General features: G+C 60.6%; 16 protein-coding genes and 2 tRNA genes. 15 read left to right on the top strand and 3 right to left on the bottom strand.

Annotated features, from left to right (window positions below; all coding sequences use genetic code 11):
* The first annotated feature begins 97 nt into the window (after positions 1 to 97).
* On the top strand, positions 98 to 1,552 hold the full coding sequence (locus tag M5B98_RS25535; RefSeq protein WP_248744353.1) for a toxin-antitoxin system YwqK family antitoxin: 1,455 nt from the start codon (positions 98 to 100) through the stop codon (positions 1,550 to 1,552).
* Positions 1,553 to 1,612: 60 nt separating this feature from the next.
* On the opposite strand, the gene M5B98_RS25530 is transcribed toward M5B98_RS25535, so the two are convergent.
* Positions 1,613 to 2,620, bottom strand: coding sequence for a DUF481 domain-containing protein (locus M5B98_RS25530; RefSeq protein ID WP_085712920.1), 1,008 nt, complete (start codon positions 2,618 to 2,620; stop codon positions 1,613 to 1,615).
* 136 nt (positions 2,621 to 2,756) lie between these two features.
* On the opposite strand from M5B98_RS25530, the gene M5B98_RS25525 reads away from it, so the two are divergent.
* The 4 genes from M5B98_RS25525 to M5B98_RS25510 all read left to right on the top strand — a co-directional run bounded on the left by M5B98_RS25525 (position 2,757) and on the right by M5B98_RS25510 (position 7,545).
* Positions 2,757 to 3,140 (top strand): MGMT family protein, encoded by a 384-nt coding sequence (locus tag M5B98_RS25525; RefSeq protein ID WP_162803463.1) that lies wholly within the window; start codon positions 2,757 to 2,759, stop codon positions 3,138 to 3,140.
* A gap of 43 nt (positions 3,141 to 3,183) precedes the next feature.
* Positions 3,184 to 4,743 carry an AmpG family muropeptide MFS transporter gene (locus M5B98_RS25520; protein WP_114881691.1) on the top strand — a complete coding sequence of 520 codons (1,560 nt, stop codon included), beginning with the start codon at positions 3,184 to 3,186 and terminating at the stop codon, positions 4,741 to 4,743.
* Positions 4,744 to 4,858: 115 nt separating this feature from the next.
* Entirely contained in the window at positions 4,859 to 6,574 is a 1,716-nt protein-coding gene (locus M5B98_RS25515) for a proline--tRNA ligase (RefSeq protein ID WP_085712917.1), read from the top strand.
* Positions 6,575 to 6,591: 17 nt separating this feature from the next.
* Entirely contained in the window at positions 6,592 to 7,545 is a 954-nt protein-coding gene (locus M5B98_RS25510) for a hypothetical protein (RefSeq protein ID WP_085712916.1), read from the top strand.
* A gap of 48 nt (positions 7,546 to 7,593) precedes the next feature.
* On the opposite strand, the gene dinB is transcribed toward M5B98_RS25510, so the two are convergent.
* The gene (dinB, locus tag M5B98_RS25505) at positions 7,594 to 8,655 is read right to left on the bottom strand and encodes a DNA polymerase IV (protein WP_114881690.1); all 1,062 of its coding nucleotides are present in this window, start codon (positions 8,653 to 8,655) and stop codon (positions 7,594 to 7,596) included.
* Positions 8,656 to 8,935: 280 nt separating this feature from the next.
* On the opposite strand from dinB, the gene M5B98_RS25500 reads away from it, so the two are divergent.
* The 5 genes from M5B98_RS25500 to M5B98_RS25480 all read left to right on the top strand — a co-directional run bounded on the left by M5B98_RS25500 (position 8,936) and on the right by M5B98_RS25480 (position 14,402).
* Positions 8,936 to 9,012: transfer RNA gene (locus M5B98_RS25500), tRNA-Met, on the top strand.
* 209 nt (positions 9,013 to 9,221) lie between these two features.
* A tRNA-Met gene (locus M5B98_RS25495) sits at positions 9,222 to 9,298 on the top strand.
* A gap of 279 nt (positions 9,299 to 9,577) precedes the next feature.
* Complete coding sequence (gene mprF / locus M5B98_RS25490) at positions 9,578 to 12,217, top strand: bifunctional lysylphosphatidylglycerol flippase/synthetase MprF (protein ID WP_248744352.1); 2,640 nt, start codon at positions 9,578 to 9,580, stop codon at positions 12,215 to 12,217.
* Complete coding sequence (locus M5B98_RS25485) at positions 12,217 to 13,509, top strand: virulence factor family protein (RefSeq protein WP_248744351.1); 1,293 nt, start codon at positions 12,217 to 12,219, stop codon at positions 13,507 to 13,509. The genes mprF and M5B98_RS25485 overlap by 1 nt, the downstream gene beginning before the upstream one ends.
* Positions 13,510 to 14,069: 560 nt before the next feature.
* Positions 14,070 to 14,402 (top strand): DUF3077 domain-containing protein, encoded by a 333-nt coding sequence (locus M5B98_RS25480; RefSeq protein ID WP_248744350.1) that lies wholly within the window; start codon positions 14,070 to 14,072, stop codon positions 14,400 to 14,402.
* Between the two features lie 68 nt (positions 14,403 to 14,470).
* Here M5B98_RS25480 and M5B98_RS25475 read toward each other — a convergent pair whose 3' ends face one another.
* Positions 14,471 to 16,312, bottom strand: coding sequence for a potassium transporter Kup (locus M5B98_RS25475; RefSeq protein ID WP_371321039.1), 1,842 nt, complete (start codon positions 16,310 to 16,312; stop codon positions 14,471 to 14,473).
* A 350-nt stretch (positions 16,313 to 16,662) separates the two neighbouring features.
* Between M5B98_RS25475 and rimO the strand changes: the two genes are divergently transcribed.
* The 5 genes from rimO (at position 16,663) to M5B98_RS25450 (ending at position 20,817) form a co-directional block, all read left to right on the top strand.
* Positions 16,663 to 18,000, top strand: a complete 1,338-nt coding sequence (gene rimO, locus M5B98_RS25470; RefSeq protein ID WP_085712910.1) for a 30S ribosomal protein S12 methylthiotransferase RimO — start codon at positions 16,663 to 16,665, stop codon at positions 17,998 to 18,000.
* A 111-nt stretch (positions 18,001 to 18,111) separates the two neighbouring features.
* Positions 18,112 to 18,585, top strand: coding sequence for a GNAT family N-acetyltransferase (locus M5B98_RS25465; protein ID WP_248744349.1), 474 nt, complete (start codon positions 18,112 to 18,114; stop codon positions 18,583 to 18,585).
* Between the two features lie 82 nt (positions 18,586 to 18,667).
* Positions 18,668 to 19,378 carry an rRNA pseudouridine synthase gene (locus M5B98_RS25460; protein ID WP_134825697.1) on the top strand — a complete coding sequence of 237 codons (711 nt, stop codon included), beginning with the start codon at positions 18,668 to 18,670 and terminating at the stop codon, positions 19,376 to 19,378.
* A 73-nt stretch (positions 19,379 to 19,451) separates the two neighbouring features.
* On the top strand, positions 19,452 to 19,919 hold the full coding sequence (locus M5B98_RS25455) for a DUF1456 family protein (protein ID WP_114881683.1): 468 nt from the start codon (positions 19,452 to 19,454) through the stop codon (positions 19,917 to 19,919).
* Positions 19,920 to 20,046: 127 nt separating this feature from the next.
* Positions 20,047 to 20,817: an SDR family oxidoreductase gene (locus tag M5B98_RS25450; RefSeq protein ID WP_248744348.1), complete on the top strand. Its 771-nt coding sequence runs from the start codon at positions 20,047 to 20,049 to the stop codon at positions 20,815 to 20,817.
* Positions 20,818 to 20,875: the final 58 nt, after the last annotated feature.

The following is a 20,875-nucleotide window of genomic DNA, read 5'->3' as shown; positions in this document are numbered from 1 at the left end:
CGCGTATTTCAGGACTAGACACGCGTATTTAGTTTCCCCCCGTCCGTGCTCCAGCTCTTTATGCTTCGCGCCCTGGAAATCACACGGAAGAAGCAGGATGCAATTCATCTCCTGGAAGGCGTTCAACGCTCTGCTGCTGGTATTCGCACCGCCGCTCAACGCAGACCCACAACCTGATCACGCCACTGTGATCATCGACATGAACCCTCGCGCAACCTATCTGGCTAAGGGGCCCGAGGTAAATGGACATGCCCCCATACAACTAAGAGCCGCAGCGCTACTCACGCTCTCGACGCCGCACACCTGCGGGAGCAACGAAATCTACCTCACGCCAGAGTCAGCGGGCATTCCCGCCGAGTCGTTTCGCCGCGCGCTTGGCGAGATCCAGGATCTGATCGACCAAAAAGTCCCTCTCTTGCTCACTCTTTCGGCTTGCGAGCGAAAACGCGCTTTCTTCGAGAAGGTACGCCCTTGCACAGTGGAAGAGTGTGGCGAGCTGATGACCCATTTAGTCGACGGCAAGCTTTATCTCGATGAACATTTTGCTCCGACCGGCAAAGGCGTGGCTTCCCACTACCTGAAAATGCCCATGCCCTATGACGCCAGTCTCAAGGTCTGGAAAGTGCAAATCTTCAACCTAGAAACCCACACCCTGAGCCGAGACTACTTTGTAGATAACGAAGACTTTGTTTCAGGGAAACCCGTCCTTGCGTACAAGTCCTACTATCCAAACGGCACGCTGCATAAAAGCCACCAGAGTGACGCCAGCGGCCAGCGTCAGGGCGAAGCGCTGACATACGACGAAAATGGCACAGTCAACCAGCGAGAGAGCTACCTGAACAACGAACTCGACGGAACGCAAACCATCTACCATGCCAATGGCAAGATTGCCGAATCCTACAAGTGGCACCTAGGCAAACGTGTGGATGGCGAGTACCTGGAATATGACGAAGATGGAGCCTTGATAGGCCGCACACACTACCGGAACAACGTGTGGGACGGCCCTAGCCTCGGTTACTTCCCGAACGGAAAGCTGCGCTACAGCACCCTTTTCGTGAACGGTAAATCCGAGGGCCCCACCATCCACTACTTTGAAAATGGAACAACACAGTTCACCCGAAACGATGTGAATGGCAAACCGGTTGGCTGGGTAATCGAATATTTCATGGACGGCAAGGCGAAGGAAAAAGCGTTCTATAAAGATGGAAATCGACTCAGCTACGAACAATGGACTCAGCAAGGCGTGCAAACGCTGCAATGGCAGTGGGACGCACAAAATCGCAAGCAAGGGGATTTCAAGCGATGGTACGAGTCAGGGCAACTAAAGGAACATCAAAAATATCAGGACGATAAGCTTCAGGGCTCATCCGTTACATGGCACGAAAATGGTGAAATGGCATCGTCTGCCGACTACGTAGACGGAAAAGAACATGGCCCAGTCCGTTTCTGGAGAGGCAACGGCACTCTGAGCTACGAATGCCAATACCTGATGGGCAAAAAGCTGGAAAAATGTACCTACATTTCCGCCAACGAAGATAAATCGAAGGATTAAAAACAAAGAAGCCCTGCAACTCTGAAGCTGCTGGGCTTTCTCCCACCTCGGAGTGCGGCGTTACCAGGCCACGCCAAATCCGGCGGTGTAGCGGGTCTTGTTCAGATCCGCATCCTTGGTGCCGCTGATGATGTCACGCTCGGCCTTGAGATTGAGCGAGGCCCAGTCCGTCACCTTGTAGCGCAGGCCCACTTCCGAATCCAGGGCATAGTTGGCGACGTCCGACAGCGGCTTGCCAATCTCGCCGGTGGTGAAGAACTGCACCTTCTTGCCGATCAGGTAGCGGTTGTAGTCCCACTTCATGGCAACGGAATAGAAGTTGTCCTTGCCGCCGTCGCTGTACTCGTAATCGGTGCGGTTGAGCAGCGAGCCGAGAGAGAACGCGCCCAGCTCGTCATCCCAGAACTGATAGCCCGGGCCGGTACCGACCACCCGCTGGCGCGACAGCTCTTCGACGTAATCGCGCTTGTAGTTCAACCGTCCCTGCCAGAACCACTTGTCGGTCAGGAAGCGGTCCAGTGCATATTCGGCGCGCCAGTTGTTGGTGGTCACCACCTCATCCTGGACTTCACGGTTGTACTCGCCCTCGGCGGTATGACGCCAACGGCCATGGCGCGCCGAGGTCTTGAAGCCGATGTCGTAGTCATTGGTGTCTTTTTCGGCGCGCTGATAATCCAGGGCCAGATCGACATTGCCCTTCCACACCAGATCCTCGACCACGGGTTTTGGCTTGAGAATCTGCTGGATGCTCGCCAGCTCGACGGTTTTCGGTGCCTCGCCGTTGGCCAGGGTGACCTTGCCATCGTCAGCGGCGGTCAGCGACTTGGCTTTCTCGCCGCTGTAGGCGTCCTGCTTGACCAGCAGTTCCTGATCGCTTTCCAGGGTCTTTACCTGTTTCCAGTCGATGGTAACCGCGCCGGCGTATTGGGTCTGGACCAGCAACTTGCCGCCGTCGAACAGGGTGATTTTGCCGCTCAGCTTGTCACCGTTTTTCAACCAGACGGTATCGGCAAGCAAGGGCGTGGACGCACTGAAGACAGCAAGGCACAACAGGGTTCTGGACAACATAAGCGAATCGGAAACTCGGGGTTGCGAAAAAAAGGGTCGGCATTATCCGTAGGAATAATCCTCTGACAAGGAGTGACCCGGCTATTTCTGTTGAGTTCATTTCTCAATTGCCCGATCACGGATTACCCTTTAATCCATGAATCGACCCTGTTCAGGAACGGCGCACGTGACAGACCCGATACAAGCCTGCGAAAACGATCCGCAAATCCGACGCACGGCACTCTACTCGACCCTTGCCCAGGTACCTGAGGGCAAGGTGGTCAGCTATGGTCAGTTGGCCGAACTGGCCGGGTTGGGGCGCGCCGCCCGCTGGGTCGGCCGTACCCTGAGCCAGTTGCCCGGCGACACGAAGCTGCCCTGGCACCGCGTACTCGGTGCCGGCGGTCGGATCAGCCTGCCGGCAGGCAGCCCTTCGGGTGATGAGCAGCGGGCACGATTGCGTATGGAGGGCGTTACGATCCTGAACAATCGTGTGGATATTCGGCGCCATGGCTGGCGTCCGGTAGAGCACAGCGGTTAGAGTGCGCGCTTTGTTTTCGCAATCTTGAGGCAGACTTCAGCCCATGCCCCGTAAAACCTGGCGCGCCGCGCTCGCCGCCTATGCCAGTCCTTCGACGCTCGTGCTGTTGTTGCTGGGTTTCGCCGCCGGCCTGCCGTACATGCTGGTGTTCTCGACACTTTCGGTCTGGCTGCGTGAAGCCGGTGTAGCCCGCGAGACGATCGGCTATGCCAGCCTGATCGGTCTGGCCTATGCCTTCAAATGGGTCTGGTCGCCGCTGCTCGACCAGTGGCGCCTGCCGTTGCTCGGCAAACTGGGCCGACGCCGTTCGTGGCTGGTGCTTGCGCAGTCGCTGGTGATCCTTGGCCTGATCGGCATGGGCTTCTGCGACCCGCAGAAACACTTGTCCTGGCTGATCGCCATTGCCGTGATCGTCGCCTTCGCTTCCGCTACGCAGGACATCGCCGTCGACGCCTATCGCCTGGAAATCGCCGAAGACAACCGCCAGGCTGCCCTGGCCGCCAGCTACATGTCCGGTTATCGGGTCGCAGCCCTGCTGGCGACCGCCGGTGCACTGTTCTTCGCCGAAGGTTTCGGCTCCACCGGTTTCAACTACCAGCATTCGGCCTGGACCGGCACTTACGCGCTGTTCGGCGCCTTGATGGTGCCTGCCCTGATCACCACCCTGCTGATGCGCGAGCCGCCAGTGCCGCTGCGTACCCAGTTGCAGGCCGGGCGCTACACTTTCATGCACCAGCTGATGTCGGTGTTCGTGCTGATCGTCCTGCTGGTTTCCGTACCGGCCATGTTCACCCAGCTCTACAACACCGATTTCGCCAGCGTGCTGTTCGGCACCATGAGCCCGCTGGACCTGCTGCTGGAAGACCGGGCATTCCTGCGCGCCATTCTCTATACCCTGCTGACCGGCCTGTGCCTGTCGACCATGGGTCGCCGTGGCCTGGCGCCGGTGCTGACGCCGGTCAACGACTTCATCCTGCGCTACCGCTGGCAGGCCCTGCTGCTGCTCGGCCTGATCGCCACCTATCGCATGTCGGACACGGTGATGGGTGTGATGGCCAACGTGTTCTACATCGACCAGGGCTTCACCAAGGACCAGATCGCCAGCGTCAGCAAGATCTTCGGCCTGATCATGACCCTGGTGGGCGCCGGCATGGGTGGCCTGCTGATCGTGCGCTTCGGGATTCTGCCGATCCTGTTCATTGGCGGTGCCGCGTCGGCAGCCACCAACCTGCTGTTCGTGATGCTGGCGGACATGGGCCCGAACCTGCAGATGCTGGTGGTGACCATTTCCCTCGACAACTTCAGCTCGGGCATGGCCACTTCGGCGTTCGTCGCCTACCTGTCGAGCCTGACCAACCTGAAGTTCTCCGCGACCCAGTACGCCCTCCTCAGCTCGATCATGCTGTTGCTGCCACGCCTCATCGGCGGCTACTCCGGGGTCATGGTGGAGAAGTTCGGCTATCACAACTTCTTCATCATCACAGCGGCGCTCGGCGTGCCGACCCTGGTGCTGATCGCCCTGCACTGGTTCCAGGAGAGTCGCCGCGAAGGCCCGACACCGACACCGGAACCCGTGTCGACGCCCGTCGCCGAAGAGTCGTAAGACATCTCGCACCCGGCGGGAGGGTTTCCGCCGGGCCTGCACTTCTGTACGTCGGCAGCTCTCGCCGGTACACTGCTCCGTCATTTCCAGTCATAGCAACCGACAACGGCCAACCATGCGCACCAGTCAATTTTTGCTCGCCACACAGAAAGAAACGCCTTCCGACGCGGTCGTCATCAGCCATCAGCTGATGCTGCGCGCCGGCATGATCCGCAAACTCGCCTCGGGCCTGTACACCTGGCTGCCGATGGGCCTGCGGGTAATGCGCAAGGTGGAAGCCATCGTTCGCGAAGAGATGAACGCCGCCGGCTCTCTGGAAGTGTTGATGCCGAGCACCCAACCGGCCGAGCTGTGGCAGGAATCGGGGCGCTGGGAAGAATACGGCCCTGAGCTGCTGCGCATCAAAGACCGTCACGGTCGCGACTTCTGCGCGGGCCCGACCCACGAAGAAGTGATCACCGATCTGATGCGCAACGAGTTGAGCAGCTACAAGCAGCTGCCAATCAACCTGTACCAGATCCAGACCAAGTTCCGTGACGAAATCCGCCCACGCTTCGGCTTGATGCGCGGCCGTGAATTCATCATGAAGGACGCGTACTCGTTCCACGCCGACCAGGCGTCGCTGCAGGTCACCTATGACCGCATGCACGAGGCGTACTGCAACGTGTTCACCCGTCTGGGCCTGAAATTCCGTCCGGTCGAAGCCGACAACGGTTCCATCGGCGGTGCCGGCTCCCACGAATTCCACGTGCTGGCCGAGTCCGGCGAAGACGATATCGTCTTCAGCAACGGCTCCGACTACGCCGCGAACATCGAGAAAGCCGAAGCCGTACCGCGTGAAACTTCCCGCGCTGCGCCGGCCGAAGAGCTGCGTCTGGTCGACACTCCGGACACCAAGACCATCGCGGCCCTGGTGGAGAAATTCGGTCTGCCAATCGAAAAGACCATCAAGACCCTGATCGTGCACGCCGAAGAAGAAGGCAAACTGATCGCCCTGGTCATCCGTGGCGACCACGAGCTGAACGAAATCAAGGCTGCCCAGCAACCTGGCGTCGCCAGCCCGCTGGTCATGGCGTCCGACGCCGAACTGCGTGACGCCATCGGCGCCGGCGCCGGTTCTCTTGGCCCGCTGAACCTGCCGCTGCCGATCATCATCGACCGTTCGGTCGAGCTGATGAGCGACTTCGGCATCGGTGCCAACATCGACGACAAGCACTACTTCGGCGTGAACTGGGAGCGTGACCTGCCGGTTCCGACCGTGGCCGACCTGCGCAACGTCGTGGCCGGCGACCCGAGCCCGGACGGCAAGGGCACCCTGGAAATCAAGCGCGGCATCGAAGTCGGACACATCTTCCAGCTGGGCAACAAGTACAGCAAGGCGATGAAGTGCGAAGTGCTGGGCGAGAACGGCAAGCCTGTGACCCTGGAAATGGGTTGCTACGGCATCGGCGTGTCCCGCGTGGTGGCTGCGGCCATCGAGCAGAACAACGACGAGAACGGCATCATCTGGAGCGACGCCCTGGCGCCATTCCAGATCGCCCTGGTACCGCTGCGCTATGAAACCGAGCAGGTGCGCGAAGCCACCGACAAGCTGTACGCGGAACTGACCGCTGCCGGCTTCGAAGTACTGCTGGACGATCGCGACAAGAAAACCAGCCCGGGCATCAAGTTCGCGGACATGGAGCTGATCGGCATTCCACACCGGATCGTGGTCAGCGACCGCGGCCTCGCCGAAGGCAACCTGGAATACAAGAGCCGTACCGAAGGCCAGGCGCAAGCGCTGCCGGTTGCCGACGTACTGTCCTTCCTGCAGGCCCGTATCCGCCGCTGAAACCAGATAGAGTCCTCATGTTCAAGCGAAACACCTTAGGCCTCGGTGGTGCCGCCCTGTGCGGCACCCTGCTGGTCAGCGGCTGTGCCAATCACATGTCACAGCGCAGCGAGCACGAAGAGCGGGTCGAGCGAAAGCTGCTCGATCACAGCCTGCAGATCGATGTCGGTGAGCCTAAGGTGCTTGAGCTGCCGCAGAGACGCGTAAAGATCAACGAACAGAAAACCTTCGAAGTCACTGAGTACGAAGTGACCCGTCGTTATGACCGCTACACGCCTTACCAGCCCTGGCGCGAAATCTACGAGATTCCGCTGGGTGCCGTGGCGGTGGTGGCCGGCGTCGGGGCTAACGTAGTCAACGTGTTCGCCTTCGGCACCCTGCCGGACAGCGTGACCAAGGACTGGCTGAGCTACGGGTTCGCCGGGCTCAACCCGTTCATGAACGTGCAGTCCCACGGTCGTGCACAGCAGAACCTGGCCGGTATCGATGAAGTCCAGCGCGACAAGCGCATGGAGTATTCGAGCCTGCCGTGGAGCGAGCGCCCGGTGCAGGTCAAGGCCGGCAAGCAGACCTTCGACATGACCACCGACCGCAACGGCGTGCTGCGCCTGAACCTGCTGGACAGCCCGTTCGCCGAAAACGATCTGAACCATGTCGGCAAACTGCAGATCAGTGTCGAAGACGCCAAGGATGACGTGCATTCCGACTCGTCCCTGACGATCAGCAGTCACCTGCGTGGCAAGCTGCTGGAAGCCCACGGCCTGATTTACGACGATCTGGAAGACGACGAAGTGAGCCAGTGGGTGCACCGGGTCAAACGCCTGTCGGAACTGGGTCTGGAAGAAGAAGCCAGCGAGCTGGAACAGAGTCTGATCGAGCTGACACGCAACGATCCCGAGTTGCAGGCCGAGTTCCTCAAGTCGCTGACCAAGGATGCCGGGCGACTGGTGGCGGACCCCGGTCCGAACTGACAACACTTATAGAAGAGCCCGAACCTGTTTCGGGCTTTTTTATATGAGCTACCGCTCGAACAACTCCATCTGCTCGAACCCGCCGCGCAAGTCCTCCAGCCGCACGCCCACCCCGAGCAGCCGCACCGGTTTGCCACCGCGATTGAATGCCTGCGTCAGCATCAACTGATAACTGCCCAGATCCCGCCCTGCCCCGGCCTGCTCCAGCGTGGTCTGGGTGAAGTCATGGAATTTCACTTTGACGAACGGCTTGCCCGGCCGGTAGCTGCTGTCGATCCGCGCCATGCGGGTTTTCAGGGTTTCCAGCAATTCAGGGAGCTTGTCCAGGCAACTGCGCAGATCCGGCAGGTCGACGTCGTAGGTGTTTTCCACACTGATCGACTGACGGCGGCTGTCGTTATGCACCTGCCGCTCATCTATCCCACGGGCCAGGCTCCAGAGTCGCTCGCCAAAACTGCCGAATTCGCGCACCAACGCCAACTTGTCCCACTCGCGCAGTTGCGAGCAGTCGTTGATACCGAGCTTGCCCAGTTTGTCCGCAGTGACCTTGCCGACGCCGTGCAGCTTGCTCACCGGCAGGCCACTGACAAAATCTTCGACCTGATCCGGAGTGATGACGAACAAGCCGTTGGGCTTTTTCCAGTCGCTGGCGATCTTGGCCAGAAACTTGTTCGGTGCCACCCCGGCCGAGACCGTGATGTGCAATTGATTGGAAACCCGGCGCCGGATGTCCTGGGCGATGCGCGTGGCGCTGCCACCGAAATGCGCGCTGTCCGAGACATCGAGGTAGGCCTCGTCCAGCGACAGCGGTTCGATCAGGTCGGTGTAATCGCGAAAGATCGTGTGAATTTCCTTCGATGCCTCACGGTAGGCATCCATGCGCGGCTTGACGATGGTCAGGTCCGGGCACAGTTTCAAGGCATGCCCGGAGGACATCGCCGAACGCACCCCGTAAGCCCTCGCCTCATAGTTGCAGGTGGCGATCACCCCGCGTCGGTCTGCCGAACCACCCACCGCCAGCGGTTTGCCGGCCAGACGCGGGTCATCACGCATCTCGATGGCGGCGTAGAAACAGTCACAGTCGATGTGGATGATTTTTCGCTGGGTCATGACAGAAAAGGAAACGTGGCAAGCCGGATGAGCAGTATCTCACTGACACCTGTATATAGCACCAGTGGTATGAAGGTTCTTTTCCAGCAGTAGGAAACGTCCGTTGAATTTATTTTCTCAATCGGAAATCGCTGACCAATAGAGCTGAAACCCGCGTCCTGCCTGACCTGCGGCCCCGTCAGCGACCTCGAAAAATAGCTAACCAATTGAACCAGAACAGATTTTATCCGGATTCAAGGTTGACACCCCGGCGATCCTCTGTAGAATGCCGCCACACAGACGCGGGATGGAGCAGTCTGGTAGCTCGTCGGGCTCATAACCCGAAGGTCGTCGGTTCAAATCCGGCTCCCGCAACCAAACATCGAAAAAGGCCAATCGAAAGATTGGCCTTTTTTGTGCGCGTCTGTTTTTCATTCGGCAATCATCCGGGCCAAACAGGAATCCTTTGCAATTCCGAAACTTACCGCCCTCCTGCGACGGATTGACGCGATTTCACGCTTATTTGACCCTTCGCGGGATTAACGGTTGACACCCCGCCGTTCGCCTGTAGAATGCCGCCACACAGACGCGGGATGGAGCAGTCTGGTAGCTCGTCGGGCTCATAACCCGAAGGTCGTCGGTTCAAATCCGGCTCCCGCAACCAAACATCAAAAAAGGCTGCTCGAAAGAGTGGCCTTTTTTGTATCTGTGGAAAAAGTCCTTTCGCAACAATGATCTGTCATCGTGCAGTGAACCGCTCAGGATCTTCAGACCCGCCGAGTTGCGACTATGCTTGAGTCGCAGGCAAGAGGTCTGCAATCCGGGACCTGCCCTCGCCGATACCCGACGAGAGGCGTAGTATTTTGTGATTATTTTTTTCTACAGGGATTGGTAACTTGGCTGGATACCCCCATCCTGTCGCGCACAATCCAAGAGGTGATTGATGCGCGCCAACTCGTCTGATCCACAAGACACCCTCACCGTGAATCCATCGATCAAGCCCGAGCGCATGCGCTTGCTGGATCGAATCAGCAAATACCGGCAACCGATTGGTCTGGCGGTCACTTTGCTGTTGTTCGCTATCGCGCTGATTGCCTGTCGCCATCTGCTCAGCGAACTCGACCTCTATGCCTTGCACGATTCGATTCTCGACGTGCCGAAGCCGGCCCTGCTGGGTGCTTTCGGCGCGACCGTCGTCGGCTTCATCATTCTGCTGGGCTACGAATGGTCGGCCAGCCGCTATGCCGGCGTGACCATCCCGCCGCGCACGCTGGCGCTCGGTGGCTTCACGGCATTCGCGATCGGCAACGCCATCGGCCTGTCGATGCTGTCCGGCGGCTCGGTGCGTTACCGTTTATATGCACGGCTTGGCCTGGGCGCTTCGGAAGTCGCGCACATGACCCTGTTTGCCAGCCTGTCGCTGGGATGCGCCCTGCCCCCGCTGGCAGCACTGGCCACCCTGAGTGACCTGCCGGCAGCTTCCCAGGCGCTGGGCCTGTCCGAAGGCCTGCTGGCCACGATTGCCTCTGCCGTGCTGCTGCTCGGCGCGATTCTGGCCATGGGCATTTATCGTCGGCGTCTGCCGGAGCAACCGTATCGCGACAATCTGCTGGTCAAGGTCGGCCGTCGCACCCTGCGCCTGCCGGGCCGACGCCTGACGTTCCTGCAACTGGTCATCACCGCTCTCGACGTCGCCGCTGCCGCCACCGTGTTGTACATGTTGCTGCCGGAAGCACCGCCATTCGGCGCGTTCCTGCTGGTGTACCTGCTGGCCCTGGCGGCCGGCGTGCTCAGCCATGTACCGGGCGGTGTCGGGGTTTTCGAAGCGATTCTGCTGGCGGCCTTCGCCGACAAGCTCGGCGCAGCACCGCTGGCCGCCGCCCTGCTGCTCTATCGCATGATTTACGTGGTACTGCCATTGCTGGTGGCCTGCGTACTGCTGCTGATCAATGAAGGTCAGCGGCTGTTCCAGACCCAGACCATGCGCGCCGCTTCCGGTCTGGCCGCACCGATCCTCGCGGTGCTGGTGTTCCTGTCCGGCGTGGTGCTGCTGTTCTCCGGCGCCACCCCTGAAATCGACACGCGCCTGGAACACATCGCCTACCTGATCCCCCATCGTCTGGTCGATGCCTCGCACTTCGGCGCCAGCCTGATCGGCTTGCTGTGCCTGATGCTCGCTCAGGGCCTGCGTCGCCGGCTGTCGGCGGCGTGGATGCTGACCACCATTCTGCTACTGGTAGGCGCCCTGCTCTCACTGCTCAAGGGTTTCGACTGGGAAGAAGCCACGCTGATGACCCTCACCGCCGCGCTGCTGGGGGTCTTCCGTCGTTCGTTCTATCGCCCGAGCCGTCTGACCGAAGTGCCGTTCTCGCCGCTGTATCTGGTGGCGAGCCTGTGCGTACTCGGCGCTTCGACCTGGCTGTTGCTGTTTGCCTATCAGGACGTGCCGTACAGCCATCAGTTGTGGTGGCAGTTCACCCTGGACGCCGATGCCCCGCGCGGTCTGCGTTCACTGCTCGGCGCTGCGGTGCTGTTGCTGGTGATCGCCCTGACCTGGCTGCTGCGCACCGCCCGCCCGGTGATTCATCTGCCGACCCCGGACGAGCTGGAGCGCGCCTCGAAGGTCCTGATGGCCTCCTCGCAACCGGACGGCGGCCTGGCCCTGACCGGTGACAAGGCGCTGCTGTTTCACCCCAACGACGAGGCCTTCCTGATGTACGCCCGTCGCGGCCGCAGTCTGGTGGCGTTGTACGACCCGATCGGCCCCGGCCAGCAACGGGCGGAAATGATCTGGCAGTTCCGCGACCTGTGTGACATCCACCACGCCCGTCCCGTGTTCTATCAAGTGCGCGCCGAGAACCTGCCGTACTACATGGACATCGGCCTGACCGCGATCAAGCTCGGCGAAGAAGCCCGGGTCGATCTGCATCGTTTTGACCTGGATGCCAAGGGCAAGGAGATGAAGGACCTGCGCTACACCTGGAACCGTGGTACCCGCGATGGTCTGTCGCTCGAGATCTTCGAGCCGGGCCAGGCGCCGATGGATGAGCTCAAGGTGATTTCCGATGCCTGGCTGACCGGCAAGAACGTACGCGAGAAAGGCTTCTCCCTCGGCCGTTTCAGCGACGATTACCTGAAGCATTTCCGCATCGCGGTGATTCGCTTCGAAGGCCGCCCGGTGGCGTTCGCCAACCTGCTCGAGACTTACAGCCATGACCTGGCCAGCCTCGATCTGATGCGCTCGCACCCGGACGCCCCCAAGCTGACCATGGAGTTTTTGATGGTCGGTCTGATTCAACATTATAAGAGTCACGGATACGCGCGTTTCAGCCTGGGCATGGTGCCGTTGTCGGGGTTGCAACCCCGTCGTGGTGCACCGCTGACCCAGCGTCTGGGCTCGATGGTTTTCCGCCGTGGTGAGCAGCTGTACAACTTCCAAGGCTTGCGCCGCTTCAAAGACAAGTTCCAGCCTGACTGGGAACCCCGTTATATGGCAGTGCCCGCCGGACTCGATCCGCTGGTGGCACTGGCCGATACTGCTGCCCTGATCGCGGGCGGCTTGACTGGATTGGTGAAACGCTGATGATTCAACGCTCCCTGAAGTACATCCTGGCCGCACTGATCGTGCTGGCCGTGATTGCCGGCGGCGGTTACTGGTACCTCAAACGCCCGGCACCGGAACCGACCCTCGAACAGCTCACGCCGGCTGACGGCACGGTCATGACCCGGGTCATCCCCGGCACCAAGCCCAAGGCCCAGGTGCTGGTGGCGGTCGAGGACGACAAGAAACTCACCGACAATCAGCTGACCACCCTGAGCCGCAGCGCCTCGGCGCAGATCGTCCAGGTGATTCTGCCCAAGGACTGCCTGCTGCAAAGCCGCGCACTGCAAAGCGGTCTGCGCGAACTGAACGGCCCGGCGACCCTGGTCAGCGGCATCGGCCCTGGCGCGGTGCTGGCCTGGCGCTGGCTGTCGGAACAGAAGGATGACAAGGCCCAGGCCGTGTCGGTCGACCTGGCCCTGGAAAAAGGCGGTTGCACCCACCTGCTGCCGAAATCCGCCGCCCACGGCCACTGGCTGGTGGCCTGGAACGACAACCCGGACGACACCAGCGCCGGTTTCGTGCGCGATCAACCGAACGCCGAAACCAGCATCAGCGACTACGACATCAACCTGCCGCAAGTGCTGAACAACGAACTGCGCAAGATCCTCGTCGGTGGCGACAAAGCCAACGGCGGCCTGCAGATCCCGGTGGTGGAAGTCCCGGCCGGCCAGGCCAAGGACACTGTGACCCTGTTCCTGTCCGGTGACGGCGGCTGGCGTGACCTGGACCGCGACGTGGCCGGTGAAATGGCCAAGATCGGTTACCCGGTGGTCGGCATCGACACCCTGCGCTACTACTGGCAGCACAAGAGCCCGGAACAGAGCGCGCTGGACCTGACCGAACTGATGCAGCACTACCGCCAGAAATGGGGCACCAAACGCTTCATCCTGACCGGTTACTCGTTCGGCGCCGACGTCCTGCCGGCCATCTACAACCGCCTGCCGGAAACCGAGCAGCAACGCGTCGACGCAATCATCCTGCTGGCCTTCGCCCGCACCGGCAGCTTCGAAATCGAAGTCGAAGGCTGGCTCGGCAACGCCGGCAAAGAAGCCGCCACCGGCCCGGAAATGGCCAAACTGCCACCGGCCAAGGTCGTGTGCATCTACGGCGAAGAAGAGAAGGATGAAAGCGGCTGCACCGACAAGACCGCGGTGGGCGAAGCGGTGAAGCTGCCTGGCGGCCACCACTTCGACGAGAACTACCCGGCGCTGGCCAAGCGACTGGTGGATCTGATCGAGAAGCGTCAGACCAAGGATCAGCCGGCAGAGTGATCTGAGGCGCTCCAACGAAAAGCCCCCGCAACCTTAGGGTTGCGGGGGCTTTTTCATTCATTGCTTGACTCTTCATGAAGCTGAAAACGCCAGGTGTCCACATTCCATAAAACGTGGACACCTGCTTCACTGGCCTTTTCGAGTAGTCAACTCCTCATTCATCTTCCGCACCGAAGAAGCGCTAAACCTCCACCAACGTTTAGTTTCGTTTACGTCTGGTGTCGCAATATCAGATGACGTCCGAGTACCTTGTAGGCAAACTCCTAATCTCGTGTTTGGGCACTTTGCCGCCCTGTTGCACTGTTTTTTGACGGGATACTCTCCAGAGGTCGCTGACCCTTTCAGCGATCGGGTGTGGTAACCCGGATAAACCAGCGCAACAGCGCCCCATTCACAATCACAGGCACTTTCATGCCTGTGATTTCGATTTATGGCAGCTGTGCGTGGGACGCCTCCGGGCGTGCCGGTTTCCTTGGTTCCCGGTTTACCACCCTGCGTACAGCTGCCTCCCTTTCGTGTGGTAACGGAAGTTGCAGCTCCTCGAACCAAGGAGTAACACCATGACCGAAACGAAATCGTCTACACCCACAGACCTTACAACCATTGGCTTCACCTCCTTTCTCTACGGCTCTGGCTCCGATCAAGCGTTTTTCAATGTCCGCTCTGGCGTCCCCATCGTCGAAGCCCTGTCACAGGCTTCAGATCTGTTGTTCCTCGCCAAATCCTTCGCAGAGGATGCCGCCTACGACAAGGAAAACGACCGCCACGCCTGGGCTGCGCATTACCTGACAATCATGGGCAAGGCCTTGATGGATGATGTGACGAAATCCCTGATGCCACGAGTAACGCGGACGAAAACCGAATCTGAAGCAGAATTGCCCGAAAGCATGTAAACGGCACAGAAACGAAAAAGCCCCCGCCAGCCAAAAGGCTGACGGGGGCTTTTCAATTAAGGCGGAGCCTACATCTCCACCTGCGTCCCCAATTCAATCACCCGGTTCAGCGGCAGATTGAAGAACCGCAGGTTGCCGTTCGCGTTCTTCAACATGAACGCAAACAGCGCCTCACGCCAACGGGCCATGCCTTCGAGTTTCGAGGCGATGACCGTTTCGCGGCTGAGGAAGTAGGTGGTGCGCATCGGGCTGAAGTCGAGGTCGTCCAGATGGCACAGTTTCAGCGCCTGCGGGACGTCCGGTTCGTCGGTGAAGCCGAAGTGCAGGATCACCCGGAAGAAGCCTTCGCCGTGGGCCTCGACTTCGAAGCGTCGGGATGGCGGTACGCGCGGGATGTCTTCGTAGACCACGGTCAGCAGCACAACCTGCTCGTGCAAGACCTGGTTGTGCAGCAGGTTGTGCAACAGCGCATGCGGTACCGCGTCGGAGCGCGCAGTCAGGAATACGGCGGTGCCCTGCACGCGATGTGGCGGCTGCACGCGGATACTGCTGATGAAGATCGGCAGCGGCAATGCGCCTTCGTCCAGGCGCTCCACCAGCAATTGCTTGCCGCGCTTCCAGGTGGTCATGAGGATGAACAGGGCGATACCGGCGACCACCGGGAACGCACCACCCTGCACGATCTTCGGCACGTTGGCGGCGAAGTACAGGCCGTCCACCAGCAGGAAGCCGATCAGCACCGGCACCGCCAGCACCGGAGGCCATTTCCACAGCAACAGCATGACCGCCGACACCAGAATGGTGGTCATCAGCATCGTCCCGGTCACTGCCACGCCGTAGGCAGAGGCCAGGGCGCCGGAGGACTCGAAGCCCAGCACCAGCAGGACCACGCCGACCATCAACGTCCAGTTCACCGCACCGATGTAGATCTGCCCCTGCTCATCGCTGGAGGTGTGCTGGATGTACATGCGCGGGATGTAGCCGAGCTGGATCGCCTGACGGGTCAGGGAGAACGCGCCGGAAATCACCGCTTGCGAGGCGATCACCGTGGCCAGGGTCGACAGACCCACCAGCGGAATCAACGCCCAGCTCGGTGCCAGCAGGTAGAACGGGTTGCGCGCCGCTTCCGGGTTGTCCAGCAGCAAGGCACCCTGACCGAAGTAGTTGAGCACCAGCGCCGGCAGCACCAGCAGGAACCACGCCCGGGCAATCGGCTTGCGACCGAAGTGGCCCATGTCGGCGTACAGCGCTTCGGCACCGGTCAGTGCCAGCACCACGGCACCGAGGATCGCCACGCCCATGCCGGCATGCACCATGAAGAAACGCACGGCCCAGATCGGGTTCAGCGCCTTGAGCACTTCCGGGGAATGGCTGATGCCGTACACGCCGAGGGCGCCGAGCACCAGGAACCAGGTGACCATGATCGGCCCGAAGAGAATGCCGATCCGCGCCGTACCGTGACGCTGGATCAGGAACAGGCCCACCAGCACCACCAGCGACAGCGGCACGACCCAGTGGTCGATGCCATCGAACGCCAGCCCCAGACCTTCGATGGCGGAAAGTACGGAGATCGCCGGGGTGATCATGCTGTCGCCGTAGAAAAGCGCCGCGCCGATCAGGCCGCAGACCACCAGCAGCGAACGCAACTTCCTGCGCTCCCCTGCCGCCCGCCGTGCCAGCGCGGTCAGGGCCATGATCCCGCCTTCGCCCTGGTTGTCGGCGCGCAGGACGAACATCATGTACTTGATCGAGACGACCCAGATCAGCGACCAGAAGATCAGCGACAGAATGCCCAGCACTCCGTCGTGGTTGACGGGGACGCCGTAACCGCCGGAAAACACTTCTTTAAGGGTGTACAACGGGCTCGTGCCGATGTCGCCGTAAACTACCCCGACTGCCGCGACCAGCATGCTCAGCGGTTTTGCAGCCGAATGCTCGGCGCCCGCCGCCTGACTACTTGCCTGACCCATCCAACACTCCTGATTTCCAGACCGGCTTCTTTGAACGAAGCACTATGCTTTTTGATGCAGCATGCGCTGTTTTACCTGTTGTTACAGTCGTTTTGTTGACTGTAAAAAATTGGTAAAGCCCAACGGCGCGAAGCATAGCGCAGCACTCGTCGTATTTCCCTGCATAAAGCTGGTCAAGTGCGCTGCTCATCGCTAGAATTGCGCACTTTTTGATCAGAGGCGCACTTCAAGCGCCCGTCCGTCGGCTTCCGCCATCAGGCAAGCGGCGTCACAAAATACCGAGGTTAGACATGTCCACCACTCCTGCGCCGGCCAATCCAAAGGTTGGCTTCGTATCTCTGGGTTGCCCGAAAGCACTGGTCGACTCCGAGCGCATCCTGACCCAGCTGCGCATGGAAGGCTATGACGTGGTGTCCACTTATCAGGACGCCGACGTGGTCGTGGTCAACACCTGTGGCTTCATCGACTCGGCCAAGGCCGAATCCCTGGAAGTCATCGGCGAAGCGATCAAGGAAAACGGCAAGGTCATCGTGACCGGCTGCATGGGCGTCGAAGAAGGCAACATCCGTGACGTGCACCCGAGCGTGCTGGCCGTCACCGGTCCGCAGCAGTACGAGCAAGTGGTCAACGCCGTGCACGAAGTCGTGCCGCCGAAACAGGATCACAACCCGCTGATCGACCTGGTGCCGCCGCAAGGCATCAAGCTGACCCCGCGTCACTACGCGTACCTGAAGATTTCCGAAGGCTGCAACCACAGCTGCAGCTTCTGCATCATCCCGTCGATGCGCGGCAAACTGGTCAGCCGCCCGGTCGGCGACGTGCTCGACGAAGCCCAGCGTCTGGTCAAATCCGGCGTGAAGGAGCTGCTGGTGATTTCCCAGGACACCAGCGCCTACGGCGTTGACGTCAAGTACCGCACCGGTTTCTGGAACGGCGCGCCGGTGAAGACCCGCATGACCGAACTCTGCGAAGCGCTGAGCACCCTCGGCGTCTGGGTCCGTCTGCACTACGTTTACCCGTACCCGCACGTCGACGAGCTGATCCCGCTGATGGCCGCCGGCAAGATCCTGCCGTACCTGGACATCCCGTTCCAGCACGCCAGCCCGAAAGTCCTGAAGTCGATGAAACGCCCGGCGTTCGAAGACAAGACCCTGGCGCGGATCAAGAACTGGCGCGAAATCTGCCCGGACCTGATCATCCGTTCGACCTTCATCGTCGGCTTCCCCGGCGAAACCGAAGAAGACTTCCAGTACCTGCTGGACTGGCTGACCGAAGCCCAGCTCGACCGCGTCGGCTGCTTCCAGTACTCGCCGGTCGAAGGCGCACCGGCCAATGACCTGAACCTCGACATCGTTCCGGACGACGTCAAGCAGGATCGCTGGGAGCGCTTCATGGCGCACCAGCAGGAAATCAGCTCGGCCCGCCTGCAAATGCGCATCGGCCGTGAAATCGAAGTGCTGGTGGACGAAGTCGACGAGCAAGGCGCAGTCGGCCGCTGCTTCTTTGACGCACCGGAAATCGACGGCAACGTGTTCATCGACAACGGCAGCAACCTCAAGCCGGGCGACAAGGTCTGGTGCAAGGTGACCGACGCCGACGAATACGACCTCTGGGCCGAACAGATCTAAACGCGAAAAATACGAAAAGCCCCGCTCTCTTTTACGAGATGCGGGGCTTTTTTACGGCTATCGTTTGTGAGGGGAAGGACTCCCTCATAAATGACAAAGAGGCTATCGGGCATGCGCCACCATTCGGTCATCCACACGCCGAAACTCAGCGATTATCAGGAACTGACCCGGGTCTGGGAGGCCTCGGTTCGTGCCACACATGATTTTCTGCCGGACAGCTATATCGAGCTGCTGCGCAATCTGGTGCTGACCCGCTACCTCGATGCGGTGATGCTGATCTGCACCAGGGACAGCCACCAGCGCATCACAGGATTCGCCGGCGTGGCGGCGGGCAAGATCGAAATGCTGTTCATCGACCCTGAACATCGTGGCCAGGGTCTGGGCAAGAAGCTGCTCAATTATGCGATGCAGCACCTGAACGCCGATGAACTGGACGTCAACGAACAGAACCCCCAGGCCCTGGGCTTTTACTTCAAGCAGGGGTTCGAGGTGATCGGCCGGTCGGAAGTCGATGGCATGGGCCAGCCTTATCCGCTACTGCACATGCGTCTGAAACAGCCGGAACAGCGCGCCGTACGCGGCTAAAAGCCACACGGTACAAATGCAATCGCGATTAACCGGCGCCAGGCAGGTACAATGCCCACCCCTTTTTTGTTACGGCCCTGTCATGACTGACCCGATTCGCCTCTCCAAACGCCTCATTGAACTGGTCGGTTGCTCCCGCCGGGAGGCCGAGCTGTTCATCGAGGGAGGCTGGGTCACCGTGGACGGCGAAGTCATCGACGAGCCGCAGTTCAAGGTCGGCGACCAGAAAGTCGAGCTCGACAAGGACGCCAAGGCCACCGCGCCGGAGCCGGTGACCATTCTGCTCAATGTGCCGGCCGGCATGGATGTCGACACCGCGATGCAGTCGCTGAGCGCCGACACCCTCAGCGAAGAACACCGCTACGGCAAGCGACCGCTGCGCGGGCACTTCCTGCGCCTGACCGCCAGCGCCGACCTGCAACCCAAGGCCAGCGGCCTGCTGGTGTTCACCCAGGACTGGAAGGTGCTGCGCAAGCTCACCGCCGACGCGGCCAAGATCGAGCAGGAATACGTGGTCGAAGTCGAAGGCGAGATGGTCGCCCACGGCCTCAATCGCCTGCAGCACGGCCTCACCCACAAGGGCAAGGAGCTGCCGCCGGTCAAGGCCAGCTGGCAGAACGAAAACCGCCTGCGCTTCGCCATGAAGAACCCGCAGCCGGGGATCATCGCCCAGTTCTGCGAAGCGGTCGGGCTGAAGGTGGTCGGCATCCGCCGTATCCGCATCGGCGGCGTATCGATCGGCAAGGTGCCGGCCGGCCAATGGCGCTACCTGTCCGGCAAAGAGAAGTTCTAAGGCCTCCGTTGCCGCCACACATTCCGGCATCGCGCCTGCGCGGTGCCCACAGCGAACGATCAGGATTGCAAACATGGTTCATAACGACGTACTGCGCAGCGTGCGCTACATGCTCGACATCAGCGACAAGAAAGTCGTCGAAATCATCAAACTCGGTGGTATGGACGTGACCCTCGCCGACGTGGTGACCTGGCTCGACAAGAAGGAAGAAGACGAAGAAGGTTTCGTGCGCTGCCCGGACGAAGTCATCGCGCACTTCCTCGACGGTCTGGTGATCTTCAAGCGCGGCAAGGACGAAAGCCGTCCGCCGCAGCCGATCGAAGTGCCGGTGACCAACAACATCATTCTGAAAAAACTGCGCGTGGCCTTCGAACTGAAAGAAGACGACATGCACGCGATCCTCAAGGCTGCCGATTTCCCGGTGTCCAAGCCTGAATTGAGCGCGCTGTTCCGCAAGGTCGGCCACACCAACTACCGCCCGTGCGGCGACCAGTTGCTGCGCAATTTCCTCAAGGGCCTGACGCTGCGCATTCGCGGCTGATCCTTGAACAAACGGCGACTTCGGTCGCCGTTTTCATGCATGGTCCTCCATTCCCTCGAAAAATAGTGGCTCCGCTTTTCGCGGCCGGCGACTAGGGTGTACTGAACCCTAGCCCTCAGGATTCGCCATGCACCCGTATTTTTCCCTGCAAGGCCGCACCGCCCTGGTGACCGGCGGCACCCGTGGTATCGGCAAAATGATCGCCAAGGCCTATGTCGAGGCCGGCGCCCGTGTCTACGTCTGCTCCCGTGACGCTGAAGCCTGTCATCAGACCGCTGAAGAACTCGGTACGTTGGGTATTTGTCATGGTGTGGCGGCGAATCTGGCGACTGAGGACGGCGTAAAGGAACTGGCGGCCCGGCTGGGCGAGCAGATCACCCATCTGGACATTCTGGTGAACAACGCCGGCACCACCTGGGGTGCGCCGCTGGAGAGCTACCCGGTCAAGGGCTGGGAGAAGGTCATGCAGCTCAACGTGACCTCGGTGTTCAGTTGCATCCAGCAGTTTCTGCCGCTGCTGCGCAAGGCCGGTTCGGCAGCCAATCCGGCGCGGATCATCAACATCGGCTCGGTGGCGGGGATTTCTTCGTTCGGCGAGCAGGCCTACGCCTATGGGCCAAGCAAAGCGGCCCTGCACCAATTGTCGCGAATTCTCGCCCGGGAACTGGTGAGCCAGCACATCAACGTCAACGTCATCGCGCCGGGGCGCTTTCCGAGCAAGATGACCCAGCACATCGGCAACGACCAGCAGGCACTGGCCGAAGACACCGCGCTGATCCCGATGAAACGCTGGGGCCGTGAGGAAGAGATGGCGGCGCTGGCGATCAGCCTGGCGAGTACCGCCGGGGCCTATATGACCGGGAATGTGATTCCGCTGGATGGCGGGTTCAGTCTTTAGGTCGGCGACCCAGGCGGACGGGTTATCATGCCCGTCCTGTTTTCTGCCTCGACCCAAG

This window comes from Pseudomonas sp. MWU12-3088 (assembly GCF_023242405.1).
Classification (GTDB): domain Bacteria; phylum Pseudomonadota; class Gammaproteobacteria; order Pseudomonadales; family Pseudomonadaceae; genus Aquipseudomonas; species Aquipseudomonas kribbensis.
This window is presented reverse-complemented; position numbering and strand designations above follow the sequence as displayed.

What these genes read in the sequence shown, in the direction of transcription:
- M5B98_RS25535 (WP_248744353.1), top strand. Translation starts at nt 98, where the DNA reads ATGCAATTCATCTCCTGGAAGGCGTTCAACGCTCTGCTGCTGGTATTC.
- M5B98_RS25530 (WP_085712920.1), bottom strand. Translation starts at nt 2,620, where the DNA reads ATGTTGTCCAGAACCCTGTTGTGCCTTGCTGTCTTCAGTGCGTCCACG.
- M5B98_RS25525 (WP_162803463.1), top strand. Translation starts at nt 2,757, where the DNA reads ATGAATCGACCCTGTTCAGGAACGGCGCACGTGACAGACCCGATACAA.
- M5B98_RS25520 (WP_114881691.1), top strand. Translation starts at nt 3,184, where the DNA reads ATGCCCCGTAAAACCTGGCGCGCCGCGCTCGCCGCCTATGCCAGTCCT.
- M5B98_RS25515 (WP_085712917.1), top strand. Translation starts at nt 4,859, where the DNA reads ATGCGCACCAGTCAATTTTTGCTCGCCACACAGAAAGAAACGCCTTCC.
- M5B98_RS25510 (WP_085712916.1), top strand. Translation starts at nt 6,592, where the DNA reads ATGTTCAAGCGAAACACCTTAGGCCTCGGTGGTGCCGCCCTGTGCGGC.
- dinB (WP_114881690.1), bottom strand. Translation starts at nt 8,655, where the DNA reads ATGACCCAGCGAAAAATCATCCACATCGACTGTGACTGTTTCTACGCC.
- mprF (WP_248744352.1), top strand. Translation starts at nt 9,578, where the DNA reads ATGCGCGCCAACTCGTCTGATCCACAAGACACCCTCACCGTGAATCCA.
- M5B98_RS25485 (WP_248744351.1), top strand. Translation starts at nt 12,217, where the DNA reads ATGATTCAACGCTCCCTGAAGTACATCCTGGCCGCACTGATCGTGCTG.
- M5B98_RS25480 (WP_248744350.1), top strand. Translation starts at nt 14,070, where the DNA reads ATGACCGAAACGAAATCGTCTACACCCACAGACCTTACAACCATTGGC.
- M5B98_RS25475 (WP_371321039.1), bottom strand. Translation starts at nt 16,312, where the DNA reads ATGCTGGTCGCGGCAGTCGGGGTAGTTTACGGCGACATCGGCACGAGC.
- rimO (WP_085712910.1), top strand. Translation starts at nt 16,663, where the DNA reads ATGTCCACCACTCCTGCGCCGGCCAATCCAAAGGTTGGCTTCGTATCT.
- M5B98_RS25465 (WP_248744349.1), top strand. Translation starts at nt 18,112, where the DNA reads ATGCGCCACCATTCGGTCATCCACACGCCGAAACTCAGCGATTATCAG.
- M5B98_RS25460 (WP_134825697.1), top strand. Translation starts at nt 18,668, where the DNA reads ATGACTGACCCGATTCGCCTCTCCAAACGCCTCATTGAACTGGTCGGT.
- M5B98_RS25455 (WP_114881683.1), top strand. Translation starts at nt 19,452, where the DNA reads ATGGTTCATAACGACGTACTGCGCAGCGTGCGCTACATGCTCGACATC.
- M5B98_RS25450 (WP_248744348.1), top strand. Translation starts at nt 20,047, where the DNA reads ATGCACCCGTATTTTTCCCTGCAAGGCCGCACCGCCCTGGTGACCGGC.